Genomic DNA, 24,163 nt, shown 5'->3' with positions numbered 1-24,163 from the left:
CCGGCCGGAACATTAAAATGAGGTGAGAGGGAGATTAAATGTTGTTAAAAGCCCCCGGCGCCTTACACGAAGGCCGTGCGGCAGGCGTCCTCGCCCCGGCGGCAGGCCTCGGTACAGGCCCGGTGCTGGGCCGTGTCGAACTGCGTGCACTCATTGGCGCAGTCGCGGCACAACTCGGCGCACTCGCGCAGAAGGTGGGGAGTGTGCTCGGCCTCCCGGGCGACGAAAGTGGCAGCCAGGCGGCACAAATCGGCGCAGTCGCGGCTGAGGCGGAAGCTGCGCAGGTGGTAGGCAGCAGGCGAGTCCTGCAAGCCCAGGGCGGCGCACTGGTCGCAGGCGGCGGCGCACATGGCTAAAGCGTTGAGAACGTGTTGTTGGCGGGGTAACATGAGGAGAAATGGAGAAATACAGAAAGCCCCCTCGGGGGTGAGGCGGCTCAGGGAGTAGCAGGAAAAGAGGAAGCAAGCGAATCGGCGGGGAGGGAGTGGCCCGCCTGGCAGGCCGCCAGGGCCCGGCGCGTTTGCACCAGCTCAGCCGTGGCCGCCGATTCCAGCAGGGGCTCATCTGAAGCGGGCCAGGCCGGAGCCCGGCACAGCAGGTACAGGTTGAGCCCCGTGGACAGCAGCAGGGTAGCCAGCAGCAGCCCCAGCAGCAGCCCCCGCGAGTCGGGCCAGGTGGTCGGTTCGCTTCTCATACCCGCAAACCTCGCCCCACCACATTAAAACGGTATGAGAGAAATATTAGAAGAAATTAAAAGGGCGGGCGTCCAGGCCCGGCCAGGCATAAGCTGTTTTAGTATAAGCTATATACTGCCTCAGATGATATGGCCACCTCCCGGCCACGCCCGGAATTTCGTGCCAAAGAGCAGCGGGCCCTCGTTAGCCTACTGCCGGCAGCTCCACGGTGGCGGTGGTGCCCCGGCCGGGCTGGGAGTTCAGGCGGATGTCGCCGCCGTGGACCTGCACAATTTTGCGCGTCATGGGCAGACCGATGCCGTAGCCGGGGGCCGTAGTGGCCGAGCCGGCCCGGTACAGGGGCTCGTAGATGCGGGCCAGCTCGTGGGAAGCCATGCCAATACCCTGGTCTACCACCTGCACGCGAATAATATCGGGGGTGGGGTAGTCGAGGCGGGCCTGCACGGGGCCGGAGGAGTATTTGCACGCGTTGTCGAGCAGGTTAAGCAGGGCCGTGGTAAGTAGCTGCTCGTTGCCCCGCACCATAAACAGGTTATCGGCGGCGGCGGGTAGCTTGCCGAACTCCTGGCGCAGCTCCCGGCCGGGGTGGCGGTGCTGGCAGGCTGCCAGGGCCTGGGTCAGGCACTCATCCAGGCGCAGGGGCTGCTGGCGTAACGAGGGGTCGGTTACTTTTGCCAGACTCAGCAGCCCATTGGTCAGCTCAATCAGCTTCTTGATTTCCTCTACCGCCGAACTGATGCTGTGCTTGGCCTCGGCCAGCGTGGTATCGTAGGCATAAGCGGTTTCCAGGGTGCCCAGCACCGAGGCCAGCGGGGTGCGCAGCTCATGGCTGGCGTTGCTGAGAAAGCTCTTCTGCGACTCAAACGCCTGCTCCACGCCGCCCAGCATGTGGTTGAAAGTGCGGGCCAGCTGGGCAATTTCGTCGGTGCCGTTGCCCTCATCTACCCGGGTGCTGAGCCGGGAAGCCGTTATGCGCTCCACCTGCCGGATAACGCGCGAAATCGGTTTCAGCGACTCATCGGCGAAGTACCAGCCCGCCAGAATAATCAGCACCAGCGCCCCCAGGTTAGCGGCCAGCAGAATCAGTCCCAGCTTTTGCAGCTGGCCCAGGCCAAAATCGTCGTGCCCGGCCGCAAACAGCCAGTAGGGCTGCCCCTGGTATCGGTACCGCATGCCCACCACTTCCAGCGGCCCATCGGCAAACCGGACCAGCTGGCCCGGCTGAATCTTGGGTAAGTACTGGGAGTTTAGCCGCTGGCTGAGGTTATCGGCACTGGTGTAGAGCAGGTGCTGGCCCGGGCCGTAAATGCTGATCTGCTCCTGCGGAATGGTAAACAGGTCGCGGCGGTGCAGCTGGCGCAGCAGGCTCTCATCAACCCGGCCCCCGCGGCGCACCAGCAGCCGGGTGGTCATGGTGGCCTTGGTGGTCAGGCGGGTTACGAACCGCTGCTCCCGGGTAGTAGCCTGAAAGTAGTACAGAAACGCCGAAAAGCACAGCTGAATCCCCACCACCAGCAGCGTAAAGCGCAGAATCAGCTTGTTGCGAATGAGCACGGGAGGGGGAATTGAAAATTGAGAATTAAAAAAAAGTAAAGGTGGAGTGCGGTGGGTGTTACGCCGTTGGTGCCGTTTGGGCCCAACCTACAGCGGGCAATAACAGGCGCAGGTGGATCAACGGCGTAAAGTTGATTCAAAGGCGAGGCCTTTTAATTCTTGATTTTTACTTAAAAATCACCCTTCCCGCAGCACGTAGCCCATGCCCACCACGGTATGAATCAGCTTAACGGGGTAGCCTTTATCGAGCTTTTTGCGCAGGTAGCTCACGTACACGTCGATGACGTTGGTGTTGGTGTCAAAATTCAGCTCCCACACCTTCTCGGCAATATCTACCCGGGAAATAACTTTGCCCCGATTCAGCAGCAGGTACTCCAGCAGGGCATATTCCTTGGTGGTCAGGTCGATGCGCTGCCCGGCCCGGCTGACGGTCTTGGCGTCGAGGTTCAGCTCCAGGTCGGCAATGCGCAGGGCCGGTGTTACGGTGGCGGCTTCCGTGTGGCGGCGCGTGAGTACCCGGGCCCGCAGCAGCAGCTCCTTAAACTCGAAGGGCTTCACCAGGTAGTCGTCGGTACCGGCCTCAAAGCCGGTTACTTTATCTTCAAGGCTATCGAGGGCGGTAAGGAGCAGCACGGGTACGTGGGCATCCTGGCGGCGCACCAGCCGGCACAGCTCGAAGCCGTTCACGTAGGGCAGGTTCACGTCCAGAATCACCAGATCATAGCGGTTCTGCTGAATCAGGGACTGGCCTATGCGGCCATCGTAGGCTATATCAATCTCATAACCCTCGTTTTCGAACCCTTTTTTCACGAAAGACGCCAGCTTCGGCTCGTCTTCCACCAGGAGTATTTTCATGCGGGCGGTAAAGTAATGCAGATAGCCTATACGCACCCGCCGCCGACCCGGCCGAAAGCTTCTGCAACTACCACCATGTGCGTTTTCACCGCCTCAATGGAAGCCAGCACCGCCCCAAACCCACCCGCGTACACCACCGAGGAGGCCAGGGACCCGCACTGGTCCACGTACTGCACCATTTCCTTGAGTACCGGCCCGCGCCACTGGAAGCCCATCCACCGCTCCGGAATGAAGATGCGCTGCTCGGGCCGGTAATGCTCGAGGTTGGCCCGGATGATGGCGGCCCAGTCGATTTCCCGGTAGCGGGAATGGGGTACGCACGGCCCGGCTCAGGCCACCCTGCTCCGCCTGCCGCAGCAGGTTTGAGAGCTGCTTGAACTCCTTCGCTACCTTGCCCATCACCTCCCGGGCCCCACCCGGCTCAGTGATATGAGCGTGCCCACCAGCTGCCCATTGGCCTGCGCCAAGCGCAGAACTTTGGGCCCCAGCAGCAGTTGGTGCAGCCCCAGGCGGTCCATGGCGTCGCGCTGCATGACAGCCACCACATTGGTGGGGAAGCAGGTGCGGATGTCGCCCAGCCAGCAGCTCACGCGCGGCGCGGAGCCGCCCCGCCCCGCCTTGCGCTCCGACTGGTCGTAGAGCGAGGTCAGCACGTCGTCCATGCCTTTGTAGTCGGCCTCGGAGCCCAGCACCAGTTTTCAGCAGGTAGCGTTTTCGGTGGCGGGTGTGATAGGGCAGATGGTTACTCGAAAAAGTCTCCCGGGTCGGCTTGGCTGAGGTACTTGTTGAGGCTGCCCAGGTCGCCGAAGATGGGGTGGATAAGGGCCAGAAACTGCTCAGTGGCGGCGGGACCATCGGTGAAGGCCAGGAAGATGTCGCCCTGGCCGGCCAGCTCCACGTGGTTGAGCAGGGCTGGGGCATGCTCCTCCAGGATGGTTTCGATGTGCTCGGCCCAGCTGGCTCCGCTGCCACTGAAACCGTACTTCTCGAACACGTTATAGTAGTCCTCCAGGTGAGTGAGGTTTACCAGGATTCGCTCCTGGCGGCCAGGCTCGGCCTTGTCGGCTAAATCAGCCACCTGGAAAGGGAAAGTTGTAGGCATAGGCGGCAAGGTACGATGGTAGCGGATTGCAACGGCGTCGAGACGCGACACTTCGCGTCTCGTTGGGGTCCGACTGTTACCGCGCAGAGTAAACAACAGCATTGTAGAGGCGCAATACTTTGCATCTCTACAATGCTGTTGTTTACTTGTTCTACTTCCGGCGTTTCACCGGCGTGCCGCGCTGCCCGCGCAGTTTGCCTACGTACACCAACAGCCCCACGCTCAGCACGGCCAGGGCAGCGGCCAGCAGCTCGCGGCTGGTGCGGGCGGCGGTGGCTTCGTCGGCGGTGGCTTGCAGGTCCTGGAGTTTCTTGTCGCGCTGCCGGTCCCGCTCCTGGAGGTTGGCAATCTGGTTTTCCAGGTCGTGGAACCGCTCCCGGGTGCTGCTCTGGTCGGTTTGCGCCACAGTGGCCAGCTGCTTCACCTGCTGGTTTTCGGCTACTACGGCGGCGGTTTTACGCAGGGTGCCGGCCTGCACGGCCCGCACTATTTCAGTGTCCTTGCGGATGATGCCTTTCAGGGCGTCCACCACTTCTTGCAGGTCTTTTTTGCTGGGCTTATCGGCCAGGAAGGCGTTGCGCTGGGCGGCGGCGGCCTCGTACTCCTGCACCAGCTGCTGGCGCTCCTGAATCAGGCGGGGCAGCGGGTCGTCGGGCGGGGCGGTGGCGGGCGTCTGGGCGAGGACTGACCCAAGAGTTAGGCAAGTGGCGAAGCAAAAGGATGTGAAGCGGCGCGAAAAGGGCGAACAAATCAAAGCGAAACAGAAGCAGAGGTGGAGAGAAAGGCAATTATGCGTAAATCGAGCCTATGAAACGTATATTCTATCTTCTAAGTCTATCGGTAGTGCTGAGTATTTCGGCCTGTAAGACCGCCAAAACTACGTCCGGTACCAATGAAAAGCCGAACATAACCGGCTCTACCAACCTGCCGCAAAGCTACTATGACAACGCGCGCCAGACTGTAGCACCGGCCACCGGACTATCCGGTACCACCGACCCGGAGTACGGCGTAACACAGCAAAAACCCATCTGTGTGGGCGGCAAAACGGATTCGGGAGCCCGTAATCAGCAGGCTTATCTGAATGCTCTGCGTGGACCCAGCGGCGAGGAAATCAGCTACCGGCGGCGCGGAAGCTGCTGTGCCTTCAAAACGCCCAACGGCATCATCGGCGGAATGGGTATGCTGGACGTGTACGAGGTGACCTGGGCCGGCAACGCCAAACCTATGTTGCTCTACCTCAACTTCTACGACGAAGGTCCGCTGCTGGCACCAGTAGGTCTGACGCTAGCTAAGCCCTAAACAACGTCTAACCAATAAACAAAACGGCCTCCCTGCTTTCCGAGCGGGGAGGCCGTTTTTATAGGAATGTTACGCCTCCAGCAGCGGCACCGGCTGCCGGATTTCCTTGGGTTTATGCCGGTAGAAGTATAGAATCAGAATCGGCAGCAGCGTCAGCTCGGCTACCACCCCGAACAGCAAGGTCAGCCCAATCAAAAGCCCCACGTAAAACGTCCCGTCAAACGAAGAGAAGATCAGCGTGGAGAACCCGCCCACCAGAATCAGGGAGGTGACGATGACGGCTTTGCCGGCCATCAGGTAGGTTTTGCGCACGGCTTTGAACAGACTGGGCTCTTTGAGCAGCACCAGTTTCAGCTTGGAGATGAAGTGGATGGTGTCATCCACGGCAATACCGAAGGCAATGGTGAAGATGATGCTGGTGCTGACTTTCATGCTCACGCCGGCCGCGCCCATCACGCCGGCCACTAGCAGAATGGGCACCAGGTTGGGGATGAGCACCACCACCGTCATGCGCACCGAGCGGAACAGCAGCAGCACAATCAGCGTCACCATCACAATGTCGATGCTCATGCCCGTAATCATGTTGAGCGTGAGGGTTGAGTTGTTTTTGTCGATGAGGTTGGCCGAGCCGGTAAGGCGGGTACGCAGCACGGTGCTGTCCACGGAAGTGCGCAGGAAGCCGCGCAGGCCGGCGTTTAGCTGGTCGGCCCGGATGCTGCCCACGTCGGGCATACGGCCGGTAAGGCGGCCCTCGGAGCCGTCGGGCAGGGCCAGGGCCCGGAACTCGGGCTTCTTCCGAAACAGCTTCACCTTGCGCAGCAGCCGCTGCAGCTCGGACTCCGAGTCGGGCAGGCGGTACTCGGTCAGCAGGCCGCCGTTCAGGGCTTTGCGCACCGATTTGATGAGCGTGACGGGCGAGGCCACGAAGTTCAGGCCGTAGTCCCGCTGCAGGTAGTTCTCAATCTGCTCGGTCTGGCGCAGTACCTGCAGGTCGTAAATCGTGCGGCCGGGGCCGGGCTTGAGGTCCAGCTCGAAGGGCCGCACGCCGGCAAACTGCCGCTCGAAAAACCGGAAATCCAGCTTCACCGGGTCGTTTTTCGACAAATCATCCAGCAAAGCGGAGTTGATGCGGATGCGCGAGGCCGAGGCCACCGACAGCCCCAGCACCACGGCGCTGATGGCCACCACCCAGTGCCGCCGGGCCAGCACCGTGCGGAACATCCGGCCCAGCACCCCGTCCCAGCTGTGGCCTTCCTGGCGCGGAATGCGCAGCTGGGGCTTGCGCAGCAGCACCAGCATGGCCGGCAGCAGCGTGAAGCTGAGGGCAAACGTGAGCAGCACGGCAATGCCCGTAAACAGTCCGAAGTTGTAGATGGGCCGGATGGTGCTGGTCATCAGGGTGAAAAACCCGATACTGGTGGTCAGGGCCGACAGCCCCGAGCCGAAGCCCGATTCCTTGAGGGCAATCAGCAGCGAATCCCGCTTGCTGGCCCCGTAGCCCAGCTCCGTGACGTAGCGCGTGATGATGTGGATGGTATCGGACATGCCCACCACGAACAGCATTACCGGCAGCAGGGCCGTCATCAAATCAATGCTCACCCCGAAGGCCGACATCACGCCCAGCCCCCACAGAATGGCCCCCAGCACCACCACCAGCGGCAGCACCACGCCCCACCACGTCCGGAACGTGAGCCACAGCAGCCCCGTCACCAGCAGCACCGAGAGGCTCATGAACACCAGCAGCTCCATCTGCAGCCGGTCCACGAACACCGACTGGGCCACCATCTTGCCGGCCAAATGGTACTCGTTTTCGGGAATGCCCTGCCGGGCCAGCTCCGTGCGCACGGCCGCCAGCAGCGAGTCGCCGGGCGGTTTACTGAGGTTGGGCGAGGTCTGCAGCAGGATGGTCACGGCCCGGGCATCCCGCGAAACCAGGTTGCCCACCAGCCCCGGCGTGCGGTACACCAGCGCCGAGTCCTGGGCGCGCCGCTCGGGCTCCTGCGGGTGCAGGTAGGGCACATTGAACACGCCCAGTCCTTCCACCACCGGGTTGCTGGCTGTGGTGGGCGACGATACCTGCGTGACGTGCCGCCGCGCCCGGATAAAGCGCGTCAGCGAATCGACTTTGGTCAGGAACCGGGGCTCGAACACCGTCTGGCCGGCCGGGGCCTCCAGGCCCAGCAGCACGTAGTCGTTGTCGTTGCCGAAGCGGCTGGCGTACTGTTCGTAGTAGTCCAGGTCCGGGTCGCCGGCGGGGTAGAAGTCGTTGAAATTGTAGTTGAAGCGCAACTGGGCCACGAAGAACCCGGCCAGGGCCGTGAGCAGTCCGAGGGCCAGCAGCGTGAGGTGCGCAAGTTTGCGAAGGGGCATAGAAACCAGTACCGCGCCGCCGGGGCCGCGCGCATCGTTGAACGGAAAAAGGCCGCAGGGCAGCCCGCGCAAAGGTAGGGCCGCCCCGGCGCGGGTTTCTACCAAATCCGCGCTACTTTAGGGCAACCAGAAGCCAACCCCGGCTTTCGGGCTTTTGTTTCCTCGTTTCCCCCGTCTTCGCCCATGAAAAACGCCCTGCTCGCCCTCTGCCTGTTCGCCTTCGCCGGTTCCGCCGTTGCCTCCGAAGGCGATAAAGCCGCCGCCAAAGGCAAGAAGAAAGAAGCCTGCTCCACCGAAATGGCCGCCAAGTGCGCCAAAACCGGCGCCACCGCCGGTACGCCCTCGTGCTGCATGAAGAAAGGCGCCAAAACTGCCGCCGCCACGCCGGCCCCGGCCGTGAAGTCGCTGTAAGAAGAGCCCATTCTTAGCAAGCAGCTGATACCTCACGCATGTAGAAATGCGTGGGGTATTTCGCTTTTACAGCCTTTTATCAGACAGGTGATTCTACTGATTCCTGTCAACCGCTTATATGATTTCAATGGAGCCAGCCTCAGTTAAAGTGGTTTTTCACTTCTTCAATACGGTGCTTGATGAGGACTATGTAGAAAGCCTGTGGGCTGAAGTAGTTGACCAGAATCAAGGTTTATACCGGCTCGATAATGTGCCGTTTTTCGTGACGAGCTACTCGCTAGGCGACATTGTGCTGGCGGAGATGGAGGAAGGGCAGTTGGTTGTGAAAGGTCTGGAAGAGGAATCCGGCAACACCACGCTGCAGATTATGCTGTTGCAGGCGGATATGAGGAGTAAGGTGCAACAGGCTTTGGAGAAGCTGGGCTGTGATTGGGAGGAAAGTCATTTGCCCGGTTATTTCTCGGTTAACGTGCCTAAAACTGTCGGCTATGCGCCAATCAAGCGGTATTTAAAGCAGGCTGAAAAGCAGAGTATAGTAAGTTTCAGGGAAGCCTGCCTGGCGCATAGTGTAAGATGAGCAAGCAGTTAATGGTAAGCACGGTATGCCCACTATCGAAGTCCTGACGTTCATCAACGCCCCGGCGGCCCGCTGTTTTCAGCTGGCGCTAAGCATGGATTTGCATACTATTTCGGCCCGCCAAACCCAGGAGGAAATCATCGGTGGCGTCCGCCGCGGTGTGCTGCAGCTTGGCGACTATGTCACGTTCCGAGCGCGGCATTTTGGTGTGTGGCAGACGCTGACAAGCAAAGTCACAGCGTTTGAGGCCCCGACTTATTTCTGCGACGAAATGCAGCGGGGCGCTTTTAAACGCATGCGCCACGAGCACCATTTTCAGGGGCAGGATGCTGGTACCCTGATGAGGGACGTGTTCGAATTTGCCTCCCCGCTGGGCTGGCTGGGCCGGGTGGTGGATGCGCTGGTCCTGAAACGCTACCTCCGGAAGTTTCTGGTGGAGCGGGCGCGCGTGGTCAGGCACTACGCCGAAAGCGGCCAGTGGCGCGAAGTGCTGCCGCCGCAGTAGCGGCCAGCGGCGGGGCCTCCCGAAACATCCCCCGAAGCCCGACGGTTGCAGAAGCGCCGGCCGCCCCCCGCCTGCACTTATCCGCTGCCGTATGCCCGCAAACGCCCCTTTATCTTCCACCGACATTGACCGCATCATCGAAATGGGGTGGGAGGACCGCACGCCGTTCGAGGCCATTGAAGCGCAGTTTGGCTTGGCCGAAAAGGAGGTCGTTGCCCTGATGCGCCGCGAAATGAAGGCGTCCTCGTTCCGGATGTGGCGGGCCCGCATGACCGGCCGCGCCACCAAGCACCGCGCCCTCCGCTCCGACGACGTGGACGGCTTCAAAAGCAACCAGCAGCGCAGTATCACCCACAACAAAATCAGCAAGCGGTAAACGCGCCGTATTTCCTCCAAAAGCCAGTCAGCCAGAAAAGCCGCCTGAACCGGGCGGCTTTTTTCTATTTTTGGCGGCTTGTCCGCTTCGGCGCACGCTAAAGCCTACGCTACCATCTGCTCCCATGAACCAGTACCACACCCTGCTCCAGCACATCCTCGACCACGGCACCCGGAAAACCGACCGCACCGGCACCGGCACGCTCTCGGTGTTTGGCTACCAGATGCGGTTTGATTTGCAGCAGGGTTTCCCGCTGGTGACCACCAAGAAGGTGCACCTGAAAAGCATCATTCACGAGCTGCTGTGGTTTCTGCGCGGCGACACCAGCAACCAGTCGCTGGAAGACGTGGGCGTGACCATCTGGCGGGAGTGGGCCGACGAGAACGGCAACCTGGGCCCGATCTACGGCAAGCAGTGGCGCAGCTGGGCCACGCCCGACGGCCAGAGCATCGACCAGATTGCGCAGATGGTGCACCTGCTCCGCACCCAGCCCGATTCGCGCCGTATGGTGGTATCGGCCTGGAACGTGGCCGAGCTGCCGCTAATGCGCCTGACGCCCTGCCACGCCCTGTTCCAGTTCTACGTAGCCGACGGCCGCCTCAGCTGCCAGCTTTACCAGCGCTCCGCCGACGTGTTCCTGGGCGTGCCCTTCAACATTGCCAGCTACGCCCTGCTCACCCTCATGATGGCCCAGGTAACCGGCCTGGAGCCCGGCGAGTTCATCTGGACCGGCGGCGACACCCACCTCTATAGCAACCACCTAGAGCAGGCCCGCCTGCAGCTCACCCGGGAGCCCCGCCCGCTGCCCACCATGCGCCTCAACCCGGCCGTGCAGGACCTTTTCGCCTTCCAGTACGAGGACTTTACCCTGGAAAACTACAACCCCTGGCCCGCCATCAAAGCCCCGGTAGCCGTGTAATGTTTAAGGTCGTCAAAGGCAGCTTTGAATATATGGGCGTGGTAATAGCCAAGTTATAACCACACTGAATATAAGTAGCTACATGGTTTAAAGCCAGAAAGTTGGTGGAGTTCAACTCCTGAAAAAGTTCCCTCCTAAAATTTTTTTTGCCTCAATTTGAGAAAAATGCAATCCGATAATAGGACTACGGTCGTAGATAACTGCATAAAATTGATAGCGTCATGCCTGTTGCCAGTTTTCCTACTTCCTCCTTATCGCGTGAGCACCGCGCCTGGATTGCTTTATATACCTTACAAATTGCCCCGGTTTACCGCAATCAGGTATTGGCTCAGAATAATGTAACCGAAGCTGACCTGGCAGAGTACCAGGAAAGTTGGTTCAGAATGCAAGTGCGAAAAAATAGCACAGACGAGTAGCCGTTTTTGCCAGTTTGGGAATTAAAAATCTGCAGTTGACTGCGTAAAATCCAATCCCTCCAAGTGGTTCGTAGCTCGGGTATGGTACACTCCAAGTGTTTGCGCTATGCCCACTATCCTCCATACCCATCTAAGCCGGCGGCACCGTGCCTGGGTAGCCCTATACTCTCTGGATGCGACGCTGCAGGACCGAGCTACGATTCTGCGGGTGAACAACGTAACGGAGGCTGATCTGGCCGAGTACTTTGAAAGCTGGTTTCAAATGCGCTGCCGGGTATCCTGAGCCCCAGCCGCCGGGCTGCTGCTGATTGCTACGCTACCTCATCCAACTGTATCAGGCGCTGCAGCAGCGGGTGGCTGGCTGAGGCAAATGCCGTACCCTGCACCCAGCACACGGGCCGAATACCGGCAATGTTGGCCGTAAATACAGCCTCGGCCGTGAGCAGTTCCGTCGGCCAATACAACCCGCTCTGCCACCCAATGCCGGCCCGGACGGCACAATCCCGCAGATGGGCCAGGCGTGTACCCGCCACGCAGCCGCTGCTCGCTGCCGGCGTAAACACCGTACCCCCTTGAATCCAGGCTAGGCTGGCGGCCACCGTTTCGGCCAGGTATCCCTCGGCCGACAGCAGAATAAGCTCATCCAGACCGCGCTGCTGCCGTTCCTGGGCCGCCAACACGTAAGTAAGCGCCTGGGGGCCTTTACAGAACGATACGGCAGAGGCCAGCGTGCGTACCTGCCCGGCCAGCTCGCAGGTGCGGATAGGGCCGTGGGCTGGCTGAAAGGGCTGGTGAGTCAGCAGCCAGTTGGCGTCGTCGGAGGAGGGCGCATACAGCCCGCCACCCTGCCGCCAGAGCTGCAGCCGAAACCGCGTGGTGACCCTAACTGCACTAGCCGCAGCAAGCGAAACAAGGGTAGCGGTGAGGCTCTCGGCGGTGCTCAGCTGGGCAGGCAGCGCCAACTGCAGGGCCTGAGCGGCGCGCTGCAGCCGCTGCCAGTGGTGCGGCAGGTACCGGATGCGGCCTTGGTGCAGCACGAGCGTTTCAAAGAACCCGTCGTTGAAAAATAGCCCCCGGTTGGGTAGGGGCAGGCGCACCTCGTCGGCGGGCAGCAGTTGACCGTTGTACAGAACCATGCGACGTAAAAGAAAAGCAGAGCAGGCAAACGAGTTACCAGCGCCGGTCAAAAACCGGTGAACAAGGTACGACGCGGCCGTGGAACCCGCTTTCAGGCCCCCGCACTACAGCTAGTATCAACAAAATATGGGGATTGGATGGAATGCTTAACGTATTGTAAACCTTGCATAACGGCGCGTAAACCCATTTTTTCAGGCAAGGTTCCCCGTGGAACATTTTGGTGTTCCACGATTATTTGTGTAGCAAGTTAAGATGCTAATTATGGCCGGGTCGGGCGTGGCGCACGGTTTTACAGTAACCCAAACCGCTTGCCTGGTAGTGCCTTTAGCACGCTTCGGAATTCCAAGCCCAGCAGGAGGGACGCCACGGTATGTACCGGCAGCTGGGCTTTCCAGGCGAGCGTATCCAGATGCTCTTCCCGGTCGGGCGCGGCCTGCAGTACCTGCACCAGCTGCCATTCCTCAGGTGTAAAGTCCTGACTATTAAATGCTGTGGGAGCCGTGGGCTTGCCTTGCAGGTGCAGGGCTAAGTCCCAGTTCAGGGCCTGCTCAATGTCGGCGGGCTCGGCGTACAGCGCGGCCCGGCTGGTTTTGATGAAATCGTGGCAGCCTTCGGAAGCGGGGGAGCCCAGCGGGCCGGGCACGGCCAGCACCTCCCGGTTGTAGTCCAGGGCCAGATCAGCCGTAATCAGGGCCCCGCCTTTGCGGGCGGCTTCCACTACCACGGTACCATCGGAGAGGCCGGCAATGATGCGGTTACGCGCCGGGAAGTTGTATTTATCGGGCGGGGTGCCGAAGGGAAATTCCGTGAGCAGGCCGCCCTGGCTGAGCATTTTCTCGGCGGTTTTGCGGTGGGCGTGGGGGTAGATGACGTCGAGGCCGGTGGCCATGACGCCCACGGTTTCCAAGCCCTCCTGCAAGGCGGCGCGGTGGGCGGCAATGTCGATGCCGTAAGCCAGGCCACTCACAATGAGCGGGCGGTGGCTGGCAATGCCTTTGATGAGCCGCTCGGTTTGCTCCCGGCCGTAGTCGGTGGCCTGGCGGGTGCCTACCAGGGCCAGGGTTTTGGGCTGGTTGAGGTCGGCGGTGCCCTGGTAATAGAGCAGGGCGGGGGCGTCGGGAATCTGCTTGAGCCGGGCCGGAAACTGCTTGCTGGTGTAGAACAGCAACTGCACGCCTTCCTTCTCCGCCTTGCGCACCGATTCCTCGGCCTGCTTCAGCGCGGCAGTGCGCTCCGGTCCTGTTAGCACCTTCACCGTGGCCGGCCCCACGCCCGGAATCTTCAGCAGCTTACCCGGCGGCAGGTGCAGCACGTTCCGCGCCGAGCCCCCATAGCTCATCAGCTGCCGCGTCAGCTGCGGCCCCACGCCGGAAAACAGCGTCAAGGCGACTTCGTGGAGGAGGGTGTCCGTATCGTTCATTCGGTGGACTTCACGCTTTATCAGGGATAAATATGACTTGCGTAAATGGCTAACGAATATGAGGATTCGGCCGCTGGAGATGCCACACCAGAAAGGAGCATATACTCCCCAAGATGAGCACATCCACAGAGGACATGACAACCATCGTTCCTAACCAGCCTATCTTATCATATATGAACTTAGCGATGGGATTTGCCAGATTAAACTTGTAGCCTATACCGTAGTGGTACCCCGGTACCTCAATAAACTTTGATGGATACATAGGCATGCCATTTTCATAACGACCGATAGGGGGTTTACTTCTATCTTTAACCCAGTAGCTATAATCCTTCGACAAGCTGTTATACCACGCAAGCTGCAAAGGTCCCCATAGTAAGGCTGCTAGCGCAAATATTTTTGCATAGCGAGCTTGCACTGGGTCGCCTAAGCATAAGCCGATGAAGCGAAAGAATAGCCAGCCCAGAACGCTGGGGATAAAAATGTAAAAAATCACTATTTATAATATCAAAAGGGCGATGAATAATTAAAAAGGTCAATTTTTAGCAGAAACTATCCCTGCTGCTGTGCCTTCCCAATGGCATCCAACTCCTTCTTCATCGTCACCATGAACTTACGGATGCGCTCCAGGCTCTGGATGACGTCGATTTTTTCCTTGAGCTGGGGGCCTTTCTGCTTGAGCATGTCGCGGGCGCCGGGGATGGTGTAGCCGCGCTCCTTTACCAGGTGATAGATGGTGCGGAACGTGTCGATGTCCTGCGGCGTGTAGAGGCGGTTGCCCTTCTTGCTTTTGCGGGGGCGCAGTTCCTCAAACTCCGTTTCCCAGAAGCGAATCAGCGAGGGGGCCACGTTGAACTGCGCGGCCACTTCGCCGATGGTGTAATACTGCTTCTCGATGTCGCGCTCTTTGTAGGGCATGATGTAGTAGTGAGTAGAGAGTATCGAGTAATGAGATGGAATATCGGCAGCTGAAACAATGTCTCACTACGCCGCACTCAATACTCAATACCTTTTACCTTTGCCGCTAGTGCCTCTTCCGGGGAAAGGCGAAAAATAGCCAAAATCCCGGCAGCCGCCAATTTCTACGAACCCTCACGCGTCGCGAAGCAGAGCTTCGCGCTACTCCTATGTCACTGCCCACCGCCTCGCACGTCCGCCAGCAATTCCTGGACTTCTTCGCTTCCAAAGGCCACCACATCGTGCCCTCGGCCCCCATTGTGGTGAAGGACGACCCCACGCTGCTGTTCATCAACTCGGGCATGGCCCCGTTCAAGGACTATTTCCTGGGCAACAAGCCCGCGCCCTTCAAGCGCATTGCCGATACCCAGAAGTGCCTGCGCGTATCGGGCAAGCACAACGACCTGGAAGAGGTAGGCTACGACACCTACCACCACACCATGTTCGAGATGCTGGGCAACTGGTCGTTTGGTGATTACTTCAAGAAGGACGCCATTGCCTGGGCCTGGGAGCTGCTCACCGAGGTGTATAAGCTGGACAAGGACCGCCTGTACGTGACCTACTTCGAGGGTGACCAGAACGACGGCACCGCCGCCGACACCGAGACCCAAGGCCTGTGGCGCCAGTACACCACCGACGACCGGATTCTGCCCGGCAACAAGAAGGACAACTTCTGGGAGATGGGCGATACGGGTCCGTGTGGTCCGTGCACCGAAATCCACATCGATTTGCGCTCCGAGGAGGAGCGGGCCCAGAAGCCCGGCCGCGAGCTGGTAAACGCCGACCACCCGCAGGTGGTGGAAATCTGGAACAACGTGTTTATGGAGTTCCAGCGCCTGGCCGATAAGAGCCTGATTAAGCTGCCCGAGCAGAGCGTGGACACCGGCATGGGCTTCGAGCGTTTGATGATGGCCGTGTCGGGCGTAAAGTCGAACTACGATACCGACGTATTTCAGCCGCTTATCCAGTTCATTGCCAAGGAAGTAGGCAAGGAGTACCACGGTACGGCCCCGGCCACCGTGAACGACCAGCCGGCCACCGAAAACGAGAAAACGGACATTGCCATCCGGGTAATTGCCGACCACATCCGCACCATCGCCTTCACCATTGCCGACGGGCAGCTGCCCTCCAATGTGAAGGCCGGCTACGTGATTCGCCGCATTCTGCGCCGGGCCGTGCGCTACGCCTTCTCGTCGCTGGGCCAGAAGCAGCCCTTCCTGTATAAGCTGGTGCCCGTGCTGGCCGACCAGATGGCCGGTATTTTCCCCGAGCTGAAAGCCCAGACGGCCTTCGTGCAGCGCGTGATTGAGGAGGAGGAAATTGCCTTCCTCAAAACCCTGGAAACCGGCCTGCGCCGCCTCGACGCCCTGGAAGAAACCACCCGCCAGAACGGCGGCGTGATTGACGGCAAAACGGCCTTCGAGCTGAGCGACACCTTCGGCTTCCCGCTCGACCTGACCGCCCTCATTGCCCGCGAAAAAGGCCTGACGGTGGACGAGGAAGGTTTCAAAAAGGAGCTGGAGCAGCAGAAGAACCGCAGCCGCAACGCCCAGGAAACCGAGCAGAGCGACTGGGTAACGGTAACCGAGCACGACGCGCCCAACGTGTTTGTGGGCTACGACCACGACGAGGCCACGGCCCGCCTGCTGCGCTACCGCAAAATCGACAAGAAGGGCAAAACCGAGTACCAGCTGGTGCTCGACCAGACGCCGTTCTACGCTGAATCGGGCGGGCAGATTGGTGACACGGGCTACCTGGAGTCGCCGCTGAGCAAAGTGCGCGTGCTAGACACCAAAAAGGAAAACGACCTCATCATCCATACCACCCTGGACTTGCCCCAGGACCTGGAGGCCGAGTTCCTGGCCCGGCCCGATGCGGCCCGGCGCGCTCTTATCCGCAACAACCACACGGCCACCCACTTGCTGCAGGCTGCTTTGCGCCAGGTGTTGGGCAGCCACGTGCAGCAGAAAGGCTCGTTGGTAAACGACAAGCTGTTGCGCTTCGACTTCTCGCACTTCACCAAGGTAACCGACGAGCAGCTGCGCGAGATTGAGCAGCTCGTGAATCGCCGCATCCGCCAGCAGATTCCGCTGGATGAGCGCCGCAACGTGCCCATTGAGGAAGCCAAAACGCTGGGTGCCATGGCCCTGTTCGGTGAGAAATACGGCGACTTTGTGCGCGTTATCACCTTTGATAAGGACTACTCCGTGGAGCTGTGCGGGGGCCTGCACGTACAAAACACCGGCAGCATTGGCTACTTCAAAATTACCTCGGAAAGCGCCGTGGGCGCGGGTGTGCGCCGCATTGAGGCCGTAACGGCCGACGCCGCCGAAGCCTACGTAGACCAGCAACTAGCCCTGCTACAGCAGGTGCGCGAGGCTCTGGGCAACCCCCAACACCTGCTCACCAGCCTCGAAAAGCAGACCGAGGAAATTGGCGGCCTGCGCAAGCAGATTGAGCAGTTCGCTCAGCAGAGCATCAACCAGCAGCGCGAGCAGCTGGTGGGCCAGGTGAAGCCGCTCGGCGCGGTAAACTTCTTGGCTGCGCAGGTGCAGGCAACTTCCGCCGACTCACTCAAAACCCTGGCTTTCCAGTTGCGCCAGCAGGTACCCAACCTGGTAGCCGTGCTCGGTGCCGAAATCGACGGCAAGCCCCAGCTGGCCGTAATGCTCGACGATGAGCTGGCCAAGGGTGGTAAGCTCAACGCCAGCACGCTGGTGCGCGAGCTGGCCAAGGAAATTCAGGGTGGGGGCGGCGGCCAGCCGTTCTTTGCCACGGCCGGCGGGAAAAACGCCGCCGGGCTGCCCGCCGCCATCGGCAAAGCCGAGGCGCTGGTGGGCGAGAAGCTGGCGTAGATTTGTATTGTAGTAGGAAGGCGGTATTTTTGACTGTCTATCCTTGCCTTTGAAAACGGGCGTTGTGCGGTATAGCACAACGCCCGTTTTCATTACGTCATTATTTGTAAACTGCTTAGTGCAGCGGCGGCTTTCGCTACTAGATTAGGTGGTAAAAAGGGGCAGCGGCGTGCCGCTTTCAACTCCTGGTCATCCGGACAGCTTTATTCAATAAGTCACGAGTATTTGTTTAAATCCATGCGCACTTTGTTTTTCCTGTTGATAGGACTATCTACTCCGGCTTTCGCCCAGCAGCCAGGCCAAACGCTCACGGCATACTTCCAAACGCAGCCTCACCAGACTACTCTTGGTTTTGGGTCGGGTGTGTTATTCCGTACAGACACCGTGCGGGCGGCTACCGGAGCGGGCGGAACCGTTAAAAAGTATTATCCTTCGGGTCAGGTGTACGAGCAGTATGAGTATGCCGATTTTAAAAAGCGTGTTCTCAGCGGGCCGCATACCCGCTGGTATGAAACCGGGCAGGTACAATTGTCGGAGCAATACAGGGAGAATGAGTTGCACGGTGAATTGACGACCTACTATCCCGGCGGGGCCGTGAAGCGGCGCAGCCTATACCAGCAAGGCAAGCAGAAAAAAGCCAGCAGCAATGCGCCCGATGGTACAGGGCAGGCTACGCCGGAGCTGCTGGTATATCCGGAGTATCCGGGTGGATTGCTGACGCTCCTGACTGATATTCAGCGCCGGACGACCTACCCGCAGCCACTGATCCGGCAAGGCGTGACGGGGAAAGTGCAAGTGGCCTTTGTGGTGGATGCGCAGGGCCGCATCCGGCAGGCTCGAATCCGTGAGAGTGTGCACCCCGAGCTTGATGCCGAAGCCTTGCGGGTCGTGAATAGTCTGCAAGGCTGGACACCGGGGCGGTTGGACGGGGAGCCGGTGGATGTTCTGTTTGGCTTGCCCGTCACCTTTACCATTCGTTAATCATTCTTTTCCTCTAACCCACAATCTATGCGCGTTTCTACCCTCATTCTTTCCGCCGGCCTGCTGCTGGGCCTCGCCACCACTGCCCAGGCCCAGATGTTTACCGATCCTGGCGCCTACAACAACTTCATCGTGAGTGAGCAGCGGGCCATGCTCAAGAAAAACCTGCGCTACATCAGCAAATCGGCTCACTCCGACAACGAGAAAAAGATTGATGCCAAGCGCCAGGACCTGATCAAGCAGACGGAACTCTCGCTGAACAAGATTGCCAAGCTGCCGGCTTTTCAGGATGATAAAGGCTTCAAGGAGCAAACCACCGAGGCCCTGTATCAGCTGCTGAAAGTGTACTCGGAAGACTACAAAGCGGTGGATATGCTGGCGGCCACCCGCACGGCTACCGTGGAAAACATGGAGCAGTATTTCAAGCTCCAGGAAATTGCCGAGGCCAAAATGCAAATCATCAACGACTCGGTGGATGCCGCCCAGGCCCGGTTTGCCAAGCGCCACAAAATGACTATTTCCGAGGACCCTGAGGGCAAGCGGCTGGCCCAGTACATGCGGCAGGTATCGGAGGTGAACAGCTACCAGCACCGGGTGTATCTGGCGCAGTTCCGCATCGAAAAAGCCTCGGCCCGCCTCACCGACGCCCTCAGCGCCCAGGACGCCGCCGCCTTTGAAGCCGCCCGCCTGCAACTGGTGCAGGATGCCCAAACCGCCACCACCGAGCTAACGGCCATCAAGCCTTTCCGGGGCAAGGATGCCCAGTACCGCGACGCGGCCCGCAACCTGGTGAAGTTCTACGCCGCGTTTGCCGCCAACCAAGCCCCCCAGATGAAGACTCTGCTGGACCGCAAAGACGCCTTCACCAAAGCCGATGCCGACAAATTCAACGGCTTTATCGGCTACTACAACGCGCAAAACCAGAAGCTGGCCCAGGCATACAACCAGGCCGGTAACAACTTTCAGGCCGCCTATATTCCGGTATTTAAGGACTAGCATAGCGGCAGCCCTTGGGAGTTACCCTTTTGTAGGGCTCCGGCGGAATAGTGCTTACTTTGCGGCAGAAATCAGCGCCATCAGTACAATCAGCGCGAATCTGTGATTCAATGGACGACAGCATCAAATCCAAATACCAGCCCGTTATCGGCCTCGAGGTACACGCCCAGCTGCTTACCCGTAGCAAAATGTACTCCTCCGATGAAAACGAGTACGGCGCTCTGCCCAATAACAATCTGAGCGTCATCACGCTGGGTCACCCCGGCACGCTTCCGCGCGTGAACTACTCAGCCGTGGAGTACGCCATGAAAATGGGCCTGGCCACCAACTGCCACATCCGCCGCGACAATCTGTTTGCGCGCAAAAACTACTTCTACCCCGACCTGCCGAAGGGCTACCAGATTACCCAGGACAAAACGCCCATTTGCCACGATGGGCACGTGGACATCCGGCTGGCTGATGGGCAAATCCGCCAAATTGGGGTTACCCGCATCCACATGGAGGAAGACGCGGGCAAATCCATGCACCTGGCCGGCGAAACTGAAACCCTGGTGGATTTGAACCGGGCCGGGGTGCCGCTCATCGAAATTGTATCGGAGCCGGACATTCGCAACTCCGAAGAAGCCTACGCTTACCTGGCCGAAATCAAAAAGCTGGTGCAGTACCTGGGTATCTGCGACGGCAACATGGAGGAAGGCTCGTTGCGCTGCGACGCCAACATTTCGGTGATGCTACGGGGTGCCGAAAAGTTTGGTACCAAGGTGGAAGTGAAGAACATGAACTCCTTCCGCAACGTGCAGCGCGCCATTGAGTACGAAATTGAGCGGCAGATTGCCATTCTGGAGGCCGGGGGCGAAATTGACTCCGAAACCCGGGGGTTCGACGCCACCACCGGCACCACCAGCGGGCAGCGCAGCAAGGAAACCCTGAACGACTACCGCTACTTCCCGGAGCCCGACCTGCCCCCGGTTATCATCTCCGATGAGTGGCTGCACCGCGTGCAGGCCGAGCTGCCGGCGCTGCCCCAGCAGCTCTACGCCCGCTTCACCGGCGAGCTGGGCCTTTCGGATTACGACGCCAACGTGCTGACGGCCGACAAGGACGTGGCCCTGTTCTTCGATGAGCTGACCCGCCTGACGCCCAACGCCAAAGCCGCCGCCAACTGGGTAACCGGCCCCGTGAAAGCCTACCTCAACGAGCGGGCCCTCACCCTGGACCAGTTCCCACTTACCACTCAGCATCTGGCCGATATAATCGGGCTCATCGACGAGAACAAGGTGGGCCACTCAGTTGCCAGCAAGCAGCTGTTCCCGTACCTGCTCGACAACCCCACGCAAACCGCCGCCGCCGCCGCCGAGGCGCAGGGCCTGTTGCAGCAGTCGGATGCCGGGGCGCTGGAAGCTATGATTCAGCAGGTGCTGGATGCCAACCCGGCCAAGGTGGCTGAGTACCGCGCCGGCAAAAAGAGCCTGACGGGTATGTTCATGGGCGAGCTGATGAAGCTCACCGGCGGCAAAGCCGACCCGAAACTGGCCAACCAGCTGCTGCGTCAGAAACTGGACGCGTAGCCTGCTTGAAGTCTTGACCGAAAACCCTTTCAGCCCCAGCGTTGAAGGGGTTTTCTTTTATGCCTGGGATGATATGGGAGTAGCAACCGGCATGCAGAGCCGCAGGCGAAGCACGACGGCTACTCTGGCAACAACAAGCCCCTGGCTCTGTCTGGCGTTCCATCCAGGGTGACATACCGATAGGTAACCATGCGTGCACCGGTGTTTTTCCTGCTGATAGCAGGGTTGTGGATGGGGGGTCAGCGCCCGGCCGGGCGGGTACCCGGTGCTGAACAGACCGTGGCAGAGGAACCAGCGGCGAAGCGGCGGCGGGCCCCGAAAATCGACCTGCCCGCGGCCGACGGCTCCCGGTTTCAGCTCAGCCGCCTGCGCGGCAAGTACGTGCTCATTGACTTTTGGGCCTCCTGGTGCGGGCCCTGCCGGGCCGAAAGCCCCAATCTGCGGAAGATGTATGGGCAGTTTCACTCCCGGGGGCTGGAAATGGTGAGCGTGTCATTGGACGACAGCCGGGCGCGGTGGCACCAGGCCATTGCTGCCGATGAGCTTACCTGGTACCACGTGTCGGACTTGCGGGGCTGGCAGAGCGCGGCCGTCCGGGCCTACCGGGTGCGCGCCATTCCGTACTCCGTGCTGCTCGACCCCGAAGGCCGCGTGCTGGCAACCAACCTGCGCGGCCGGGCTTTGGGCCAGAAGATTTCGGAATACATTCCGCTGGATTAGGCCATGGGGCCGGCCGAAGCGGCGGCAAGCTGCCCCGAATAATAGTTTTTTAAAATATATGCGTTGGATTAGGCAGCTTTGCTGCTCCTATTTTCCACGTTATTCCATTTTTGTATGCTCGCTGCTCTATTTCCCTGGCTACTGAGCCTGGCCGTACCTTCACCCGATTACGTGGTGCAGGGCCAGCTGACCGGCGTTGCGCCCGGCACCAAAATCTACCTCACCCACTACCAGGACCAGTGGGTTACGCTCGACTCGGCTACCGTGGATGCGGCGGGCTACTGTAAACTGCGGGGGCAGCTGCCGGCCCCCGTTCTGGCTTCCCTGAAAGTCCGGGGGCAGAAAGTGCTGTATCAACTGCCCCTGCACCCCGGCGACAACCTGACCTTCAGGCTGGAACCGGAGCCGAGAAAGGAGGCGTTGCGGTTCACGGCCCAGGGCTCGGTGGGCGTGGAGCAGTGGCAGCAGTTTCAGCGCACCATTATGCCACAGCTGATTGGCTCAACCCAGTTTCCGGCCAAATACCGGGGCCTGCGGGAACTGCGGGCCCTGGTGCGCCGTACGCCCGACGATTTTCTGGCGGCCTACCTCACTAAAAGCTACCTCAGCCGTCAGGCCAGCCAGCAGGCATTCGTGGACTCCATGACCACCGTGTTAACGCAGCGGCAGCCAAACCTGGCCGAAATACAGACGTTGACCACCCGCACCCGTACGGCCGCCCAGAGCGAAAAAGGGGACGAGTTAGCTCCGGATTTTTCCCTGCCCACCGTGGCGGGGCCGGCCTTCGCGCTTAGCAGCCTGCGGGGGAAATACGTGCTGGTTGATTTCTGGGCCAGCTGGTGCGGCCCCTGCCGCGCCGAGAACCCGCGGCTGCGCAGCCTCTATCAGCACTACCAGAGCCGGGGGCTGGAAATTGTAAGTGTGTCGGTGGATGCCAACGGGGACAAATGGCGCAAGGCCGTAGCCCAGGACCAGTTACCCTGGACGCAGGTATCGGACCTGAAAGGGTGGGAGTCACCGGCTGCCCAACTATATGGGGTGCTGGCCGTGCCCTACACCGTGCTCATTGCCCCGGATGGCCGGGTGCTGGCGCGAAACCTGCGGGGCGAGCCGCTGGAAAAACGGCTGGCAAAGCTACTGCCTTAGGCAAGCCGAGCAAGTGAGGCGGCCGGGGCATAATTCCGGGCAAAAGTGGCAACTTGCGGCCCATTTCTCCGTCACTAGCTGAACTACTCCCGGCTCCGGCCGGTTTTGCCTCCTGAATGATGCACAAAATGAAGAGCCTGCTCTATATGGGTGCCCTGCTGGGCATGGCCAATGCCTGTAACAAAAACACCACGCCCACCACGGGCAACACGGATGGCGCAGCCAGCTACCAGCTGAGCGGGCAGCTGCAGAACGCGCCGGCCGGCACCAAGGTGTACCTGGCCGAGCTGGGCGAAACCCAGTTTGTATCCCGGGACACGGCCACGGTGGACGAGAAGGGACAGTTCAAATTCACGGGTTCTGTGCCCGAACCAGGTCTCTACCAGGTGAAAACCTCCGACCAGAGCCAGGCCCTGGTGGTGCTCAGCAACGGCAGCCGCGTGGAGCTGACCGGCGACGCCAACCAGCTGCCCGCCACCTACACCGTGAAAGGCTCCCCCGATTCGGAACTGCTCAAAAACATCAACCGGACGCTGCAGGCCAGCCAGCAGCAGATGCAGCAGGCCATGCCCTTGCTGGAGCAGCGCTACACCCGCGCCGCCCAGGCCGGCCGTCAGGATTCCATGCAGATTATCCAGCGCAAAGCCGAAGCTTTGCAGGGGCAGGGGCAGCGCGAAGTGGCCCGGCTGGTGCGTCAGCAGCCCAACTCGGTGGTATCGGCATTTGTGCTGAGCAGCGTGCTGAACCCGGATGAGAACTTCACCCTGGCCGACTCGGTAGCCAACCAGCTGAAAGCCAGTCAGCCCAACTCCCGCTACACCAAGGCCCTGGTGGCCCGTCTGGAGCCTCTGCGCGCCACGGCCCTGGGCACTACCGCCCCCGAAATCAGCCTGGCTGCTCCCGATGGCAAGGCGCTACCGCTGACTAGCCTGCGGGGGAAATACGTGCTGATTGATTTCTGGGCCAGCTGGTGCGGCCCCTGCCGCCGCGAAAACCCTAACGTGGTAAAGGCCTACAACAAGTACAAAGGCAAGGGTTTTGAAATCTACGGTGTGAGCTTCGACCAGGACCGGGGCAAGTGGCTCAAAGCCATTGAAGCCGACGGCCTCACCTGGAAGCACGTTTCGGACCTGAAAGGCTGGGAATCGGCCGCCGGTCAGGCTTACGGTATCAAATCCATCCCCGCTTCCATTCTGCTCGACCCGCAGGGCCGCATCATTGGCAAAAACCTGCGCGGCGAGGCTCTGGAAGCCAAGCTGGCTTCGGTGCTGAAATAGTGGTGGTAGGTGACAGCTTTAAATCAAAAA

Annotated in this window: 27 protein-coding genes; 14 read left to right on the top strand and 13 right to left on the bottom strand. The window is 60.2% G+C overall.

Features of this window, described 5'->3' with window-relative positions:
- Positions 1 to 62: 62 nt before the first annotated feature.
- The 8 genes from ACN19L_RS03235 to ACN19L_RS03200 all read right to left on the bottom strand — a co-directional run bounded on the left by ACN19L_RS03235 (position 63) and on the right by ACN19L_RS03200 (position 4,960).
- Positions 63 to 389 (bottom strand): four-helix bundle copper-binding protein, encoded by a 327-nt coding sequence (locus ACN19L_RS03235; protein WP_426492112.1) that lies wholly within the window; start codon positions 387 to 389, stop codon positions 63 to 65.
- Positions 390 to 436: 47 nt separating this feature from the next.
- On the bottom strand, positions 437 to 694 hold the full coding sequence (locus tag ACN19L_RS03230; RefSeq protein ID WP_125429417.1) for a hypothetical protein: 258 nt from the start codon (positions 692 to 694) through the stop codon (positions 437 to 439).
- Positions 695 to 878: 184 nt separating this feature from the next.
- Positions 879 to 2,249, bottom strand: coding sequence for a sensor histidine kinase (locus tag ACN19L_RS03225; RefSeq protein WP_426492111.1), 1,371 nt, complete (start codon positions 2,247 to 2,249; stop codon positions 879 to 881).
- Positions 2,250 to 2,426: 177 nt separating this feature from the next.
- The gene (locus ACN19L_RS03220) at positions 2,427 to 3,104 is read right to left on the bottom strand and encodes a response regulator (protein WP_125429423.1); all 678 of its coding nucleotides are present in this window, start codon (positions 3,102 to 3,104) and stop codon (positions 2,427 to 2,429) included.
- 26 nt (positions 3,105 to 3,130) lie between these two features.
- A complete protein-coding gene (locus tag ACN19L_RS03215) occupies positions 3,131 to 3,319 on the bottom strand; it encodes a hypothetical protein (RefSeq protein ID WP_426492110.1) in 189 nt (62 codons plus the stop codon).
- A 183-nt stretch (positions 3,320 to 3,502) separates the two neighbouring features.
- Complete coding sequence (locus tag ACN19L_RS03210) at positions 3,503 to 3,796, bottom strand: hypothetical protein (RefSeq protein ID WP_426492109.1); 294 nt, start codon at positions 3,794 to 3,796, stop codon at positions 3,503 to 3,505.
- A 50-nt stretch (positions 3,797 to 3,846) separates the two neighbouring features.
- Positions 3,847 to 4,206: an Imm51 family immunity protein gene (locus ACN19L_RS03205; protein WP_426492108.1), complete on the bottom strand. Its 360-nt coding sequence runs from the start codon at positions 4,204 to 4,206 to the stop codon at positions 3,847 to 3,849.
- Between the two features lie 151 nt (positions 4,207 to 4,357).
- The gene (locus tag ACN19L_RS03200) at positions 4,358 to 4,960 is read right to left on the bottom strand and encodes a hypothetical protein (protein WP_426492107.1); all 603 of its coding nucleotides are present in this window, start codon (positions 4,958 to 4,960) and stop codon (positions 4,358 to 4,360) included.
- Between the two features lie 53 nt (positions 4,961 to 5,013).
- Between ACN19L_RS03200 and ACN19L_RS03195 the strand changes: the two genes are divergently transcribed.
- Positions 5,014 to 5,505, top strand: a complete 492-nt coding sequence (locus ACN19L_RS03195; RefSeq protein WP_426492106.1) for a hypothetical protein — start codon at positions 5,014 to 5,016, stop codon at positions 5,503 to 5,505.
- Positions 5,506 to 5,574: 69 nt separating this feature from the next.
- Here ACN19L_RS03195 and ACN19L_RS03190 read toward each other — a convergent pair whose 3' ends face one another.
- Positions 5,575 to 7,875: an efflux RND transporter permease subunit gene (locus ACN19L_RS03190; protein WP_426492105.1), complete on the bottom strand. Its 2,301-nt coding sequence runs from the start codon at positions 7,873 to 7,875 to the stop codon at positions 5,575 to 5,577.
- Positions 7,876 to 8,058: 183 nt separating this feature from the next.
- On the opposite strand from ACN19L_RS03190, the gene ACN19L_RS03185 reads away from it, so the two are divergent.
- The 6 genes from ACN19L_RS03185 to ACN19L_RS03160 all read left to right on the top strand — a co-directional run bounded on the left by ACN19L_RS03185 (position 8,059) and on the right by ACN19L_RS03160 (position 11,362).
- Positions 8,059 to 8,286: a hypothetical protein gene (locus ACN19L_RS03185; RefSeq protein WP_426492104.1), complete on the top strand. Its 228-nt coding sequence runs from the start codon at positions 8,059 to 8,061 to the stop codon at positions 8,284 to 8,286.
- 118 nt (positions 8,287 to 8,404) lie between these two features.
- Positions 8,405 to 8,863, top strand: a complete 459-nt coding sequence (locus ACN19L_RS03180) for a DUF4265 domain-containing protein (RefSeq protein ID WP_426492103.1) — start codon at positions 8,405 to 8,407, stop codon at positions 8,861 to 8,863.
- 25 nt (positions 8,864 to 8,888) lie between these two features.
- On the top strand, positions 8,889 to 9,368 hold the full coding sequence (locus ACN19L_RS03175) for an SRPBCC family protein (RefSeq protein WP_426492102.1): 480 nt from the start codon (positions 8,889 to 8,891) through the stop codon (positions 9,366 to 9,368).
- Positions 9,369 to 9,459: 91 nt separating this feature from the next.
- Positions 9,460 to 9,744 (top strand): TIGR03643 family protein, encoded by a 285-nt coding sequence (locus ACN19L_RS03170; RefSeq protein ID WP_426492101.1) that lies wholly within the window; start codon positions 9,460 to 9,462, stop codon positions 9,742 to 9,744.
- 124 nt (positions 9,745 to 9,868) lie between these two features.
- Positions 9,869 to 10,663, top strand: coding sequence for a thymidylate synthase (locus tag ACN19L_RS03165; protein WP_426492100.1), 795 nt, complete (start codon positions 9,869 to 9,871; stop codon positions 10,661 to 10,663).
- A gap of 522 nt (positions 10,664 to 11,185) precedes the next feature.
- Positions 11,186 to 11,362, top strand: a complete 177-nt coding sequence (locus tag ACN19L_RS03160) for a hypothetical protein (RefSeq protein WP_426492099.1) — start codon at positions 11,186 to 11,188, stop codon at positions 11,360 to 11,362.
- A 28-nt stretch (positions 11,363 to 11,390) separates the two neighbouring features.
- Here ACN19L_RS03160 and ACN19L_RS03155 read toward each other — a convergent pair whose 3' ends face one another.
- The 4 genes from ACN19L_RS03155 to ACN19L_RS03140 form a co-directional block, all read right to left on the bottom strand.
- Positions 11,391 to 12,215, bottom strand: a complete 825-nt coding sequence (locus tag ACN19L_RS03155) for an aminotransferase class IV (protein WP_426492098.1) — start codon at positions 12,213 to 12,215, stop codon at positions 11,391 to 11,393.
- A gap of 290 nt (positions 12,216 to 12,505) precedes the next feature.
- Entirely contained in the window at positions 12,506 to 13,600 is a 1,095-nt protein-coding gene (gene dprA, locus ACN19L_RS03150; protein ID WP_426492097.1) for a DNA-processing protein DprA, read from the bottom strand.
- 85 nt (positions 13,601 to 13,685) lie between these two features.
- Entirely contained in the window at positions 13,686 to 14,129 is a 444-nt protein-coding gene (locus ACN19L_RS03145) for a hypothetical protein (RefSeq protein ID WP_426492096.1), read from the bottom strand.
- Positions 14,130 to 14,185: 56 nt separating this feature from the next.
- The gene (locus ACN19L_RS03140; RefSeq protein ID WP_426492095.1) at positions 14,186 to 14,551 is read right to left on the bottom strand and encodes a MerR family transcriptional regulator; all 366 of its coding nucleotides are present in this window, start codon (positions 14,549 to 14,551) and stop codon (positions 14,186 to 14,188) included.
- A 209-nt stretch (positions 14,552 to 14,760) separates the two neighbouring features.
- On the opposite strand from ACN19L_RS03140, the gene alaS reads away from it, so the two are divergent.
- The 7 genes from alaS to ACN19L_RS03105 all read left to right on the top strand — a co-directional run bounded on the left by alaS (position 14,761) and on the right by ACN19L_RS03105 (position 24,133).
- Positions 14,761 to 17,445 (top strand): alanine--tRNA ligase, encoded by a 2,685-nt coding sequence (alaS, locus tag ACN19L_RS03135; RefSeq protein ID WP_426492094.1) that lies wholly within the window; start codon positions 14,761 to 14,763, stop codon positions 17,443 to 17,445.
- Between the two features lie 237 nt (positions 17,446 to 17,682).
- Positions 17,683 to 18,426, top strand: coding sequence for a TonB family protein (locus ACN19L_RS03130; RefSeq protein WP_426492093.1), 744 nt, complete (start codon positions 17,683 to 17,685; stop codon positions 18,424 to 18,426).
- Positions 18,427 to 18,453: 27 nt separating this feature from the next.
- Positions 18,454 to 19,422 (top strand): LIC11966 family surface protein, encoded by a 969-nt coding sequence (locus tag ACN19L_RS03125; RefSeq protein ID WP_426492092.1) that lies wholly within the window; start codon positions 18,454 to 18,456, stop codon positions 19,420 to 19,422.
- 110 nt (positions 19,423 to 19,532) lie between these two features.
- Positions 19,533 to 20,990 carry an Asp-tRNA(Asn)/Glu-tRNA(Gln) amidotransferase subunit GatB gene (gene gatB / locus ACN19L_RS03120; protein WP_426492091.1) on the top strand — a complete coding sequence of 486 codons (1,458 nt, stop codon included), beginning with the start codon at positions 19,533 to 19,535 and terminating at the stop codon, positions 20,988 to 20,990.
- 189 nt (positions 20,991 to 21,179) lie between these two features.
- Positions 21,180 to 21,710, top strand: coding sequence for a TlpA family protein disulfide reductase (locus ACN19L_RS03115; RefSeq protein WP_426492090.1), 531 nt, complete (start codon positions 21,180 to 21,182; stop codon positions 21,708 to 21,710).
- A gap of 114 nt (positions 21,711 to 21,824) precedes the next feature.
- Positions 21,825 to 22,856 (top strand): redoxin domain-containing protein, encoded by a 1,032-nt coding sequence (locus ACN19L_RS03110; protein WP_426492089.1) that lies wholly within the window; start codon positions 21,825 to 21,827, stop codon positions 22,854 to 22,856.
- 116 nt (positions 22,857 to 22,972) lie between these two features.
- Positions 22,973 to 24,133 carry a redoxin family protein gene (locus ACN19L_RS03105; RefSeq protein WP_426492088.1) on the top strand — a complete coding sequence of 387 codons (1,161 nt, stop codon included), beginning with the start codon at positions 22,973 to 22,975 and terminating at the stop codon, positions 24,131 to 24,133.
- Positions 24,134 to 24,163 lie beyond the last annotated feature (30 nt).

Source organism: Hymenobacter sp. 102, from assembly GCF_049949205.1.
GTDB lineage: Bacteria > Bacteroidota > Bacteroidia > Cytophagales > Hymenobacteraceae > Hymenobacter.
The sequence above is the reverse complement of the archived record's forward strand: the minus strand, read 5'-3'. Positions and strand labels throughout refer to the sequence as shown.